General features: G+C 33.1%; 12 protein-coding genes. 10 read left to right on the forward strand and 2 right to left on the reverse strand.

Annotated elements, in window-relative coordinates; genetic code table 11:
* From P177_RS05900 to P177_RS05910, 3 genes are all read left to right on the forward strand, one after another.
* Window positions 1-639 (forward strand): LON peptidase substrate-binding domain-containing protein, encoded by a 639-nt coding sequence (locus tag P177_RS05900; protein WP_036152882.1) that lies wholly within the window; start codon window positions 1-3, stop codon window positions 637-639.
* 152 nt (window positions 640-791) lie between these two features.
* Complete coding sequence (sucC, locus tag P177_RS05905) at window positions 792-1,985, forward strand: ADP-forming succinate--CoA ligase subunit beta (protein WP_036152884.1); 1,194 nt, start codon at window positions 792-794, stop codon at window positions 1,983-1,985.
* A 356-nt stretch (window positions 1,986-2,341) separates the two neighbouring features.
* A complete protein-coding gene (locus P177_RS05910; RefSeq protein WP_036152887.1) occupies window positions 2,342-2,677 on the forward strand; it encodes a hypothetical protein in 336 nt (111 codons plus the stop codon).
* A 44-nt stretch (window positions 2,678-2,721) separates the two neighbouring features.
* On the opposite strand, the gene P177_RS05915 is transcribed toward P177_RS05910, so the two are convergent.
* Complete coding sequence (locus P177_RS05915) at window positions 2,722-3,099, reverse strand: DUF1456 family protein (RefSeq protein ID WP_036152890.1); 378 nt, start codon at window positions 3,097-3,099, stop codon at window positions 2,722-2,724.
* A gap of 373 nt (window positions 3,100-3,472) precedes the next feature.
* Between P177_RS05915 and P177_RS05920 the strand changes: the two genes are divergently transcribed.
* From P177_RS05920 to P177_RS05945, 6 genes are all read left to right on the forward strand, one after another.
* Window positions 3,473-3,967 carry a CAP domain-containing protein gene (locus tag P177_RS05920; protein WP_036152893.1) on the forward strand — a complete coding sequence of 165 codons (495 nt, stop codon included), beginning with the start codon at window positions 3,473-3,475 and terminating at the stop codon, window positions 3,965-3,967.
* Between the two features lie 329 nt (window positions 3,968-4,296).
* Complete coding sequence (locus P177_RS05925; RefSeq protein ID WP_036152898.1) at window positions 4,297-7,317, forward strand: T9SS C-terminal target domain-containing protein; 3,021 nt, start codon at window positions 4,297-4,299, stop codon at window positions 7,315-7,317.
* A 43-nt stretch (window positions 7,318-7,360) separates the two neighbouring features.
* On the forward strand, window positions 7,361-8,287 hold the full coding sequence (locus P177_RS05930) for a PorP/SprF family type IX secretion system membrane protein (protein ID WP_036152901.1): 927 nt from the start codon (window positions 7,361-7,363) through the stop codon (window positions 8,285-8,287).
* 10 nt (window positions 8,288-8,297) lie between these two features.
* The gene (locus P177_RS05935; RefSeq protein ID WP_036152903.1) at window positions 8,298-10,241 is read left to right on the forward strand and encodes an OmpA family protein; all 1,944 of its coding nucleotides are present in this window, start codon (window positions 8,298-8,300) and stop codon (window positions 10,239-10,241) included.
* A 37-nt stretch (window positions 10,242-10,278) separates the two neighbouring features.
* Complete coding sequence (locus tag P177_RS05940) at window positions 10,279-10,650, forward strand: hypothetical protein (protein WP_157486476.1); 372 nt, start codon at window positions 10,279-10,281, stop codon at window positions 10,648-10,650.
* Window positions 10,651-10,757: 107 nt separating this feature from the next.
* Entirely contained in the window at window positions 10,758-11,159 is a 402-nt protein-coding gene (locus P177_RS05945; RefSeq protein WP_036152908.1) for a hypothetical protein, read from the forward strand.
* Here the strand turns inward: P177_RS05945 and P177_RS05950 are convergent.
* A complete protein-coding gene (locus P177_RS05950; protein ID WP_036152912.1) occupies window positions 11,156-12,424 on the reverse strand; it encodes a DUF2254 domain-containing protein in 1,269 nt (422 codons plus the stop codon). The genes P177_RS05945 and P177_RS05950 overlap by 4 nt on opposite strands.
* A gap of 209 nt (window positions 12,425-12,633) precedes the next feature.
* Here P177_RS05950 and P177_RS05955 point away from each other — a divergent pair, with 209 nt between their 5' ends.
* A complete protein-coding gene (locus P177_RS05955; protein ID WP_036152914.1) occupies window positions 12,634-13,059 on the forward strand; it encodes an Hsp20/alpha crystallin family protein in 426 nt (141 codons plus the stop codon).
* Window positions 13,060-13,514 lie beyond the last annotated feature (455 nt).

Consider the following 13,514-nt stretch of genomic DNA (forward strand, 5'->3'; position numbering starts at 1 on the left):
ATGAGATTACCATTGTTTCCGTTACAGTCTATTTTTTTTCCTGGCGAAACCGTGCCACTGCATGTTTTTGAAGATCGCTACAAACAATTAATTCAAGATTGTAGAAATGAAGCCATCACTTTTGGTATACCTGTTTTCATAAATAATAAGATGGAATATGGTGTTGAAGTACAATTGGTAGAAGTAGTAACAACCTATGAAAGCGGAGAAATGGATGTAGTCTGTGTAGCTAGACAGGTCTTTAAATTACTTGCTTTTGATAATGTTATGGATGATAAACTTTACGCAGGTGGTATTGTAAAGTTGTTAGAGTACGATTATGAAGCATCAGAAGAAAAAAAACAGACTATTATTAATGGTATAGAACAGTTATATGCTATTATGGATGTGCCATATACCAAACTCAATGTAAAAGAATTCAATAGTTTTACGCTAGCTCACAAAATAGGACTGTCTTTTGAGCAAGAGTATCAACTTTTACAGATTCCTACAGAAAATGACCGACTTAATTTTATAAGTCTGCATTTAACATCAACTATTACTGTTTTGTCTGAAGTGAATAGAACCAAGAAAACGATAGAGCTCAATGGTCATTTTAAGAATTTTGATCCTCTGGATTTTAAAGATTTAGAGATTTAAGTCAATTTTAGACTGAAAAAATGAATCGTATTCTTATAGTTTTGTGTTTTTATCTAGATAATTATACTAGTTATTCTAATTAATCATCAGTATTTTTAAATAATTACTTACTGTTTCCTATTTTTGCTTAACAAATAAAATTCACCATATATATGAACCTTCACGAATATCAAGGAAAAGAGATATTAGCAAGTTTTGGGGTGCGCATCCAAAGAGGAATTGTTGCCCAGAATGCAAAAGAGGCTGTTGAGGCTGCAAAGCAATTAACTGCTGAAACCGGAACGGGATGGCACGTTATTAAAGCGCAAGTACACGCAGGTGGTCGTGGTAAAGGTGGTGGTGTAAAATTAGCCAAAAACCTTAAAGAGGTAGAAGAGATAGCAAACCAGATTATTGGTATGAACTTAATTACACCGCAAACTTCTGCGGAAGGTAAAAAAGTACACCAAGTATTGGTTGCCGAAGATGTATACTACCCAGGCGAAAGCGAAACTAGTGAATTCTATATGTCTGTTGTATTGAACAGAGCTACTGGTAAGAATATGATTATGTATTCTACAGAAGGTGGTATGGACATTGAAGAAGTTGCAGAAAGTACTCCGCATTTAATCTTTACAGAAGAGATTGATCCAGCTACAGGTTTGTTAGGTTTTCAAGCAAGAAAGATTGCTTTTAACTTAGGTCTTTCAGGTACTGCGTTCAAAGAAATGACAAAATTCGTTGCATCATTATATAAAGCATATGTAGAAAGTGATTCTAATATGTTTGAAATTAACCCTGTATTAAAAACATCCGATGATTTAATCATGGCTGTTGATGCTAAGGTTTCTATAGATGATAATGCACTATACCGTAGAAAGCAATATGCTGAAATGCGTGATCTTAGAGAAGAGAACGCTATTGAAGTTGAGGCAAGAGAAGTTGGACTTAACTATGTAGATCTTGATGGTAACGTTGGTTGTATGGTTAACGGTGCAGGTCTTGCTATGGCAACTATGGATTTAATTAAGATGGCAGGTGGTGAACCAGCTAACTTCTTAGATGTTGGTGGTACGGCAGATGCTAAAAGAGTTGAAGAGGCGTTTAGAATTATATTAAAAGATCCTAACGTTAAGGCAATTCTAATCAACATATTCGGTGGTATCGTTCGATGTGATCGTGTTGCACAAGGTGTTGTTGATGCTTACAAGAATATGGGCGATTCAATGAAAGTGCCGATTATTGTAAGGTTACAAGGTACTAATGCTGAATTAGCAAAAGAGATTATTGACAATTCTGGACTTGCAGTACAATCTGCTGTACAGTTCCAAGAAGCTGCAGATAAAGTAAAAGAAGTATTGGCTTAAAACCAATTTACTTTTTATACATTTTAAAGACCACTCCAATTGGAGTGGTCTTTTTTTTGTTTACTATTAGAAAGTATGTATTTATTGTGTTGGTTATTTTAATTAATCGTAATCATAACTGGGATTAATCTATATTTTATGTTACCGAAATGAAATAATGGTTAAGACTGTTAAACTATGTTTTTTCTATGAATTGTATTTCTAAATTTGTGGTGTAATTGAAGAATTAGTATTAAAGAGATGTTAAAATGAGCTTAAATTGTAACATTCTTATTTTACAGTCGTCTTTTTAGTAATTCATCATCAATCAATTATTAATAATACTTCAGAAAAACTGAAGTAAAAAACAAAAAGTCATGAGAAAATTAAGTTTAGTAGTCGTAGCTGCAATGCTACTTGCAACAGGTAATGTTTTAGCGAACGATGTAAAAGGTGAAAACCCTTCTAAAAATCTTTCAACACAGATTTCAAAAATGTTAACGGAGAATAACTTCGCTGAAGAGCATAACGATATAACAGCCCAGGTTCGATTTACTTTGAATGCAGATGGGGAAATCGTGGTGCTATCCGTGAATTCTGAATTTGATAAAATGGAAAGTTTTGTCAAAGCCAAATTAAACTATAAAAAAGTTAATTTGACAGACGTAGAGGAAGGTAAAGTGTATACCATTCCTGTACGAATAGAGGCTTAATTGTTTAATTATGCCATTAAAAAATCTTAATACACAGAGGTGTATTAAGATTTTTTCTTGTTTTTATACTTCACAGAACTAACGGCATTATCTACCTTGTTCATCTGCTTTGTTTTAAAGTCTTTTCTTTCCTTGTTTTTTTGAGCCGGTCTTTTGGTGCTGGTTGACATAGCCAATAGCACTTCTCCAGGTATTTTAGGGGCATCTTTTGTTCCGCGCAGATGAAGAACCAAGCCGTTCAAAAAGTTACGTAACACTTGATCACCGCATTCCATATAATTTGGGTGGTCTTCATTTCTAAAGAATGCACCTAATTCACTTTTAGAAATTTTAAAATCTACAAGCTGCAAAATATCAACGATTTGATCATCTCTGAATTTTAACGCTACTCTTAGTTTTTTAAATATATCATTATTTGTCATACCACAAATTTAAGGACTGCAAGTTATTACAAAAATATGACCTGTTGGTTACTACTCCTTGTTAATAGGTTAGACTTCTTAAAACTTTGTTCATTAAATAATTATTTTATAATAAAACTATCTAAAGAGCTTTGCTTCATGTTTTAAAGTTCTTTTAGGGTGGTGCTATCAATTAGTATTCTTCCATCTGTATAAAATAGGATTAAAAGTCAATTACATCGATTAAACATATTAGTGTTATAGGATAAATATTACCTCATCTATAGGATTATACCACTGACCGATACATCTCGTCCATTGCCCGAAGAATCTGTTTTTAAGCTTTATCGCGCACGTAACTTTGTCATGTACAACAATAACAAAGCACATACAGATGAAGTTTTCAATTATATTTTTAGCGTTGATTTTAGTAGTAACAAGTTCATGTAGCAAAACCGATCTTAATGAAGATGTAATGTTAGAAAGCACTTCAACGGCTTTGGTAGTATCAGATGTAAATATAGATATTGAATTGGAGATATTTGATTTGGTGAACGGTTATAGAGCTGAGAACGGTCTATCTGAATTATCATATAACAACCAGGCACAATCATATACGTTAGATCATAATCTTTATATGATTTCAAAAGATGAAATCAGCCATGACGATTTTGCACAGAGATCATCTGAATTGTCTGTAGAGGTAAATGCAACAAGAGTTTCAGAGAACGTTGGTCGAAGTTTTTCAACTGCAGAGGGAGTGTTCAAAGCTTGGTTGGCAAGTGCAAGTCACCTTAAGAACATAGAAGGTGATTATACACAAACTGCAATATCGGTTTCAACATCAGAAGATGGTACATTATACTTTACCCAAGTGTTCATCAAATAAAAGCTAGTTGGCATAAAGTAATTGTTATTTGAAAAATGACCTGTTTTACAGGTCATTTTTTTTATTAAAATGTTAATTAGCAATGTTTTAAATGTAGCCTTGTTTATGCTTTGATTTATTTAAAAACATAGATTTTTTTGAATTTAACGTGTATAAAACACTTAAATATTTCTCTTTTATCAGCTTTTCAACATATTGTACCACTTAACGATTTATTCCATCACTTCGTCGATGAAAATTTGTTATTTATCGTAAAGTAAGATATAACTTATATGATGTGTACTTTACAGACGTTATAATTGTAAGAAAAAACTTTCAATTTTAACAATATGAAGAGAAAATACATAAATAGTATTCTATTAATTTTAGTTTTTATTGTATTCTTAATCGGAATACAATCTGCCTTTGGGCAACAACAATTTGCCAATGCGATTACTAGTGAAAATCAGGTCGACAATTCTGGTCGAGCAATTGATGGCGATTTTTTATCAAGTGCCGTAGTAAAAGCAAATTCAGGCATAGCATTCGGTTTAGGTGCTTATTCTGGGCATATTGAATTAGAGTTCCCCAATCAAATTCCTGCAAATCAAACAAGTTATATTCGTTTAGATACCGAAGATGATTTATTACCCTATTTATTAGGTGGAAATTTAGGAGGTCTTCTTGCCGATGTTGCAGGATTTGTTCTTCTTGGTAATCAAGAATTCTCTGTCGATGTCAAAAACAATAATACCTCTATACTTCAAGAAGATTCTGGAATAGCCAATTCTTTTATAACAAATTCGATGAGGGTAGTAACCGATAAAAATGGTGATTACTTTATGGCGGTTTCGCCAAACGAGAATTATAATAGAATACGACTACAGAATAGAGTTGGCTCATTAGTAGGTTTAGGTACCGAGAAAGAATTAAATGTATATGGTGCTTCAACTTCAGATGGCGCTAGTAATTGTTTAAATGCTGATTATACCTCTTTTGATGGTACTGGCATAACACTTGACTTATTGAATATTTCAGGTGCTGGTGTTACGAATCCTGAATTTGCAATAGATGATGATTTAAATACGTATTCCGAATTGGGTTTTGGTATTGTAAATGTGGCTGCGACAATGAGCCAAACAGCTTATTTCGATGGTGTTTCTGACGCTACAGACGTATTCTATGTTACTTTAGGGGTTGATCCTTCTTTATTACAATTGGGGGTACTTGATAATATCCAGGTTTCTGCCGATGATGGTACTAGTACAGATGTTTTTACTGATAACTTGAGTAATCTTCTAAATGTTGATTTATTAGGTTTGTTGACAGACGTAGGTACAGTAACGATTCCAATAGAAACAGGCACTTCAGTAGATAGAATTTCCATAGATTTAAGCTCTTTATTAGGGGTTAATTTAGGTCAGAGTATAAGAATTTACGATGTATACAGTGCGCCAAGTATGCCTGAAATTGATGTAAATTCTCAAAATGTAGTTATCTGTGAAGGTTCATCAGCCTCATTAGTAGCAACTACTGCAAATCCTATTACAGAAGAGTTATTATGGTACGATGCTGAAACAGATGGAAACCTTTTGGCAGTGTTAGGTTCAGGAGAGAGTTTTGATACCGGCGTACTATCCACTTCAACAACCTATTATGTTGCTGCTCGGAAAATTGGTTGTATAAATGAATCGCCAAGAGAGTCGGTAACGGTTACTGTTAGTCCTATTCCCACGGCAGCTGATATAGAAGTGAACAATAATGGAATCTATTGTAGTTCTAATGATGTTGTTTTAGTGCCAACCAGTGGTATTGACGGAACTTATGACTGGTTTTTTGATGTTAATGCGACAAATCAAATAACAGATAATTTGATTGATGGTGTTGTTGTTTACAACATATCTGATTCAGGTACATTAACGATTAGTGGTTTAGATGAAGGTAGTTCTCCATATGATTATTTCGTAAGATTACGTACTGATGATGCAGATTGCACCAATGTTGATGGAGATTTAAAAGAGGTGAATGTTACAGTGGTTGATTCTAATTTTAATGTTGAAAGTTCTTTAGATACCGTTCTTAGTTTACAAGATGTTTTAGATGTTAATAATACGAATGCTACTATTTCATTGGTAGGTTCGGTTTCTGGCGATGCTAATGAAGGTGATACAGTCACAATTAGTATTAATGATATGAATTTTACCGGTAATCTAGATGCAAACCTAGAATACAATATTGACATACCTGGTTTAGACGTTCTGTCTGACGTAGATAATGCGGTAGAATTATTAATCAGTTCTGGTCTTTGTTCCGTTACAGATCAACTTCCAATTCCAATTCCTGAATTGCCGATAGAAGATATACTACAGGTGTTCTGCGCATCAGATAATCCTACGCTACTAGACTTGCAGTTAAATTTGGAAGACGGGGTTTTCTTTGACGCCTTAATTGGGGGTAATCTTTTGGGTGCTGATACCCCTTTAGTAGATGGTGGAGTCTATTTTACAGGCTTGTTGAATTTACCAATAGATGTTTTTGCCCGTGTTGCAATTTCGGTTCAAATTATTGATGTTGATGCGCCAACTGCATCAGATAGTGCTCAAACGTTTTGTGAGTCTACATCGCCGACTATTGGTGATTTGCAAGTAGATCAAAATGAAGTGGTTTTCTATGATAGTTTTGTTGGTGGTAATATATTGGATCCTAATGATGCTCTTGTAGCTGGTGACTATTTTGTTTCTCGCATAGAAAATGGTTGTGAAAGCGAAGATAGATTGCAAATTACCGCATTTATAATCGATGATGTTCCAGCTACTTTAATTGGGCAAACAGAAAACGCATGTGTAAGCACTGAATCTTATACTTATTTCACTGAAAGTAATCAAACTAATTATGAATGGACAGTTGCTGGCGGTGTAATTACAGATGGCGGTACTGCTACAGATGATTATGTTACCGTAGTTTGGAACGAATTACAAAATACAAGTATTCAAGTTGCTTATTTGAGTACAGATACTTGTAACCCTAATAAAGAACTACTTACAGAGATTGCAACAATGCGCTGTGGTGAGGTACTCGGAGCAGAATTTTGTCTAGAAGTTTACAATGAATTTTCTCCAAACTCAGATGGATTTAATGACTTCTTCGAAGTAGAGTGTATCACTGACTATGGGAACACGGTACGTATTTACAACAGAAATGGAAATTTAGTTTTTGAAACCCAAGATTACCAGAATAACTGGGATGGAATTGCTAATGTAGGTGGAGTTCTTAATAAGGGTGATCATTTGCCTGCTGGCACCTATTATTATGCTATAAATATTCCAGAGTTAAATAGAGATTTAGTCGGTTGGTTACACCTAGCAAGATAAAATCTAACTTTTAATTCATTCACATTCCCAAATAATAATCAATATGAAAAATAATATATCAATCATAAGAATATTTACCATGCTCGCTTTTGCATTAGTGACTATGGTAGGTTATGCACAACAGCGACCTCAATACACACAATACATGTATAATACACAAACGTTAAATGCCGGTTACACAGGTACCCAAGGTACATTGGCGGCGAGTCTGTTATATCGTACACAATGGGTAGGTATTGATGGGTCTCCAGAAACCCAAAGCTTTTCTGCTCACGGTTTGGTTAAAGATAGAATAGGCTTAGGGCTTACAATAGTAAATGACAATTTAGGTGCTTCTAATAATTTTGAAGTAAATGCAAATTTTGCGTATCACATTAAAACAGGTAGCTCTACAACCTTATCGTTAGGTTTAAATGCAGGTATAGACATGTTAAGTGTAGATTACTCAAAAGGTAACTTCGCTAATGGTTTAGATCCTGTTTTTCAAGAGAATCTAAGTGAGCTTAGACCAATGGTCGGTGCAGGAATTTACTACTACGGTGCAAAATGGTACTTAGGCGCATCTAGCTCTAACTTATTAAATTCTCAGATTTATGATAGTGATGATGACCTTATTACAGAGAGAAAAAGTCAATACTACTTTATGGGTGGTTATGTTTTTGATCTTAGTGAGTCTGTCAAATTCAAACCTGCAGTACTAACAAAACATGTTGCCGGTTCGCCAATTACAGTAGACGTTTCTGCAAATTTCTTATTACGTGAACGCTTAAGTTTAGGTTTGGCATACCGGTATGATGATGCAGTAAGTGCTTTAGCCGGTTTTCATATGACTGATAAGTTTTTCTTAGGCTATGCTTATGATTATTCTACTACAGGTCTTGGTGATTACAATAGTGGTTCTCATGAAATAATATTAACCTACAATCTAGAAGGCTTGAAAAAGAGAGCCTTATCTCCAAGATTCTTCTAAAAATATAATTATGAAAATAAAATTACTACTTACATTCTTAGTATTGGGTTCGGTTTGTTTGTCTCACTCACAGACCAAAGAAACACGTGCAAATGAATACTTTGCAAATTTTAAATATGATAAGGCTATAGCGCTATATACAGATATAGCTACAAAAGATAAAAAGCCAGATGTTGCCATTATTCAAAATTTAGCAGATAGCTATTTTAACATGGGTGATTATACCAATGCAGAAAAATGGTATTCTAAGCTATACGTTTTAAAAGGTAGTGAGTTTGGCGAAAATAATATTATAAAACTGGTTCAATGCCTGAAGGCAGATTTGGATACAGAAAGGGCTGATGAAGTTCTATTCTCTTATTATGAAGACCAAGATCGTTTGCAGATGATTTTGGCACAACAGAAGCATTTAGATAGTCTGTTACTAACAGATGCCAAATATCAAATGGATACTCTAAACTTTAATAGTCCAAAATCTGATTTTTCTCCTGCTTTTTATCTAGATGAAAAAATTGTTTTCTCTAGCACAAGAGATTCTGTAAAAGCTGGTGGTAAAATTTACCCGTGGAACAATCAGCCTTATCTAGATTTATATGCAACCAGACCTATGGATGCTGGTTATGTGCCTGAGAAATTTGCTGCGAATAGATTATCAGATTTTCATGACGCGTCTGTTGTTTTATCAAAAGATAAAGAGCGTATTTACATTACTCGAAACTATTTTAAGAAAGGTAAACTAGACGCAAATAAAGATGGGCTATCAAATATGCAGATCGTAAAAGGAAAGGTATATGATGGCGAAGTCAATGATATTGTTGAACTTTCTATTAATGATAAGGAATATTCCTGTGGGCACCCAGCTTTAAGTTCAGATGGTAGGTATTTATACTTTACTTCAAATATGCCAGGTGGTTTTGGCGGGTCAGATATTTATGTGGTAGCCTTATCAAGAGATGGTAGTGTCGTTTCTGAACCTTTGAATTTAGGTCCGGCAATTAACACTAATGGTAGAGAAATGTTTCCTTACGTAGTAAATGACGTATTATATTTTTCTTCTGATGGTCATTATGGTCTAGGTGGGCTTGATCTATTCAAATCTAAGATTATAAGCAAAGATGAATATTCTTTACCTATTAATATGGGAAAACCATTTAATAGTAATATGGATGATTTCTCACTTATTATGGAAGAAGAATTTGCTAATGGATATTTTGCTTCTAACAGGTTGGGAGGTGTTGGTGACGATGATATTTACTCTTTCGAGAAAATGGCTCCTGTAGATTGTTTAACATATTCTGGTCAAGTATTAAATGAGATTACTAAAGAGCCAATTCCTTTTGCAAATATTGAAGTAAAGAATTCAAAAGATGGATTAAGAGAAATTCTTTTGACAGATGAGCAAGGCAATTATGAAATTAATTTGCCATGCGATAGGCAAAATAGATTAGTATTTTTTAAGGAAAGATACTCAAAGAAAATCGTGATGGTCACTACAACAAAAGAACCACAAGATCCTTCGTTTGATAATGTTGTTTTCTTAACGCCTTATGATATGATCGTAGAGAATGATGGGGAAGTTGAAAAAATAAAAGTAGACCCTATTTATTTTGATTATGATAAATCTGCAATTACCTCTCGTGCAGAAATAGAATTGAAGAAAGTACTTTTTGCTATGCAACAATTTCCAGATATGAGAATAAAAATAGAATCTCATACAGATTCTCGCGGTAGTGATAGTTATAACCTTCGTCTTTCAGATAATAGAGCAAAGTCTACTAGAGATTACTTGTTAAGTCAGGGAATATCGCAAAATAGAATACAAAGTGCCAATGGTTACGGTGAAACCATGTTGATCAATAATTGTAGTAATGGTGTTAAATGTTCTGATCAAGACCATTTGGTAAACAGAAGATCAGACTTTATTATAATCAATGAAAATATAGTTAGTAAATGAAAGTACTAAAAATATGAGGGAAAACGATGCTATAAAAATGAAAATCATCACAGGTATGATTCAATCCTCAATGTTGAACAATGGTTTGGAGCAAATAGAATATGAATTTATTTGCTCCATAGGTGACCAATTGGGGTTGAATCAAAATATTATAGATGAATATATAAAAGAAGAAGAAATTTTTATTCTTCCAAGCAATTTGGCTTGCAAAGTTATTCGCTTTTATAAGTTGGCTATGAAAGATAAATGTGAACGTAAGTGTTATTTTAAGTGGGTAAGACTTTTGTACAAACAAGGACTAGGTATGGGGTTACCCCAAGATGTTATTAAAAAGTTTTTATATGATCTACACTTTTGTGAAGATTATTATGAAGGGGAGCGTTTAATTAAAAGTTTTTTGTCTAAATAAGATGTTTAAACAGTTTAAGACCAAAATTATTAGGTTATCTATAATAAAATATAAGAGCTTTTGTAAAGTTTAAAAATTATTCCCTCAATATCAAACTACTACCAATTATGCCTACGAATAAAGAGAAGTTGAGTATTTTATCTGAAATGATATCATTTGCCAAAGGTAATAATGGTGTAAAGGAATCTGAATATAATTTTCTTTTTTTAGTAGCTCAACAATTACAGGTGAGCAAGAAAATTTTTGATGCTCTTTTCAGCTCTAATGTAGAGCATATAATTCCTAAATCACAGTCTGAACGTCTTTTACAATTTCATAGGTTAGTGTTACTTATGAATGTTGATGACGCTCAAGATATTAATGATTTTAAATTAATTTACGACATAGGTCTAAAAATGGGACTTCCGCCTGGGGCAATTCAACAGGTGCTTTCTATAATGCATAAATACCCAAACAAAGTAGTGCCGCCAGAGGTATTGATCTCTATTTTTAAGTCACATTACAATTAAGACCAAGAAATAAAATCCGCTTCTATATTTCCAAGATCTCTTTTGTTTTCTATGTTGTTATGGGCATCTATTTTTAATTCATTTATTTCTGCCTCAATTATTTCTAGTTGATTAGAATTGTTGATATGATCTTTAAGTGTTCTTAACATGTGCATTAGTTTTCTCATAACCGTAATATCATGTTTACAGTAAAGTCTATATGTAGCCATTACATTAAACAATACTTCTGAAAATTTTGCACTTCTAATAAGTGTCCAATTCTCTCCGTTATGATCGGTAAGGTATTCAAAGTCTGCCTTACGCATTAAATCTAGAAAAAGCGATGTTAGGTAGTCAATAGTGTTTAGAGCTGTTCCTGGGTCGTTAATTCCTGGTGACATCGCTTTTATACCAATCTCTGATATTTGTCTAAAACCGTAAATATAGTTTTCTCCTATAAGCTCTTCATGACTAAAGAGAAGTGTGCCCAATATTTTCTCTTTTAATTCACTATTCAGAGGTTTTTCCGTTTTAAAACCAATTGTACCATCCAGAATAAATTGTCCTTTATGTAATTGAATTACGATTTTCAATGAGTTCTTTTTGCATAACTCTAGTAAATCATCGTTAAGAATTCCGTAAAAATAGCCGGTTTGGGTAATTTTATAGGTTTTCCAATGTTCTTGGTCAGGAAATTTCAAAGATTTTTTTTCTTGATCTTTTACAATTGACCTTATTTCAGATTTTGTTCTAGAATGAATTGCGGTCAAGATATTTCCCACCTGTATGGCTTGAGAGATATGATGTATAAAGTAGATAAAAGCTGCTAAGCAACCTACAACTAATATTATGCCCAGTAGCACAGAAAAACCTGGTGTTTGATAGGTACTTTCGGTGGGCTCAATAGAGATAAGTATAAAAATGTTGTAAAGTATTGTTGCAATATAAAGACCCAATACAATCTGATGCTTCTGATCAGATATGATGCCTGGTAATACTCGTGGAGAGAAATTGCTAGATGCTTGATTTAGTAAAACCATTACCATAGAAAAACTAAATACCGTTAACGAGATAAGTCCACCTATTAAAGTGCTTAAAATTGTCTTTGCAGTATCCGTATCGTCAATTACCAATGCAGGTGCTACTTCAATGAGGTACGCAGAAATGTTTTTTTGCTCCAGATAAATCATCAAAAAGGCTAATGATAAACCTGTTAAAGAGATTATAGTGGGATAAAAGGCTATTCTGGTTCGTATTTGATGTAGAAAGTTGGTTAGTCTATCCATATTGTAAGTGTATGCTTGTAAAACTAGTGAAGGTGATTGCGCAAAGTCAGCTTATATGCTAAAATTATAGACTCATATCATATAAAAATGTCAAAATGACATATAATTAAATTTTAATAGTGTCAAAATGACACATTATTGGTGGTGGTATATGTTTTGTTCTAATCAAACCGACTATTAAAATTAATTTATTTAAAAAAAATACGATTATGAGTTTAACAAAGAGAAACGACGTTTTGTTCCCGGCTTTAATGAATGAGATTTTTAGACCTGACTGGTTTGGTGGTACTGAGAATTCACGTTCATCTGTACCTGCTGTGAACATAAAAGAAAATGAGAAGGATTTTGAATTAGAGCTTTTTGTACCTGGTAGGGTCAAAGATGATTTTAAAATTGAAATTGATGATTCTGTTTTAACAATCTCTGCAGAAATTAAAGAAGAGAGTAAAGAAATAAAAGAAAACTTTACAAGAAAAGAGTTTAGTATCTCATCTTTTAAGAGAGCATTTACTTTGCCGGACACAGTTGCTACAGATAAAATCGAGGCGACGTATGAAGGTGGAATTTTGAAATTTAATCTTCCTAAAAAAGAAGAGGCTTTACCAAAGCCAAAAAGAATGATTGAGTTAAAGTAAGTTTTAGTTACTAGGATTTTTTAGGTTGGTTTGAGTTGTTTAGTTGAAGTGCTTTGAGAAATCAAAGCACTTTTTTTTGCTTTTATGTTCGTTTTTCATGTTCTTATTTCGTGTTGAAATTGAACTGAATCGCTCATTAATATAATTGTTAAATTAACTCATATGAGGCTTTTTTTAGGGGTGAATGTTTGCATTATTTTATCCTTAAATCGGTATTTTATAATTGAAAATATAGGATTTTGATTTGTAGGATAAAGCTATAAATAACTCCTTTTAATAATTCTTGAAAAGGAGTTTTTTTAATTCTGTAAATCGATTTTTGAGCTTTAAAACTGAACCCTTTTTGTTGGGCTGTAACTGCCAATTTTATTGTTCAAAAATTTAACGTAAATTCGTAATGTACGCTAGTATATTTTTTCTTTTTACAAGCTTTGTTTCCTTCTAAGGAATTTTAG

The organism is Maribacter forsetii DSM 18668 (assembly GCF_000744105.1).
Taxonomy (GTDB): Bacteria; Bacteroidota; Bacteroidia; order Flavobacteriales; family Flavobacteriaceae; genus Maribacter; species Maribacter forsetii.

What these genes read in the sequence shown, in the direction of transcription:
- P177_RS05900 (WP_036152882.1), top strand. Translation starts at nt 1, where the DNA reads ATGAGATTACCATTGTTTCCGTTACAGTCTATTTTTTTTCCTGGCGAA.
- sucC (WP_036152884.1), top strand. Translation starts at nt 792, where the DNA reads ATGAACCTTCACGAATATCAAGGAAAAGAGATATTAGCAAGTTTTGGG.
- P177_RS05910 (WP_036152887.1), top strand. Translation starts at nt 2,342, where the DNA reads ATGAGAAAATTAAGTTTAGTAGTCGTAGCTGCAATGCTACTTGCAACA.
- P177_RS05915 (WP_036152890.1), bottom strand. Translation starts at nt 3,099, where the DNA reads ATGACAAATAATGATATATTTAAAAAACTAAGAGTAGCGTTAAAATTC.
- P177_RS05920 (WP_036152893.1), top strand. Translation starts at nt 3,473, where the DNA reads ATGAAGTTTTCAATTATATTTTTAGCGTTGATTTTAGTAGTAACAAGT.
- P177_RS05925 (WP_036152898.1), top strand. Translation starts at nt 4,297, where the DNA reads ATGAAGAGAAAATACATAAATAGTATTCTATTAATTTTAGTTTTTATT.
- P177_RS05930 (WP_036152901.1), top strand. Translation starts at nt 7,361, where the DNA reads ATGAAAAATAATATATCAATCATAAGAATATTTACCATGCTCGCTTTT.
- P177_RS05935 (WP_036152903.1), top strand. Translation starts at nt 8,298, where the DNA reads ATGAAAATAAAATTACTACTTACATTCTTAGTATTGGGTTCGGTTTGT.
- P177_RS05940 (WP_157486476.1), top strand. Translation starts at nt 10,279, where the DNA reads ATGAAAATCATCACAGGTATGATTCAATCCTCAATGTTGAACAATGGT.
- P177_RS05945 (WP_036152908.1), top strand. Translation starts at nt 10,758, where the DNA reads ATGCCTACGAATAAAGAGAAGTTGAGTATTTTATCTGAAATGATATCA.
- P177_RS05950 (WP_036152912.1), bottom strand. Translation starts at nt 12,424, where the DNA reads ATGGATAGACTAACCAACTTTCTACATCAAATACGAACCAGAATAGCC.
- P177_RS05955 (WP_036152914.1), top strand. Translation starts at nt 12,634, where the DNA reads ATGAGTTTAACAAAGAGAAACGACGTTTTGTTCCCGGCTTTAATGAAT.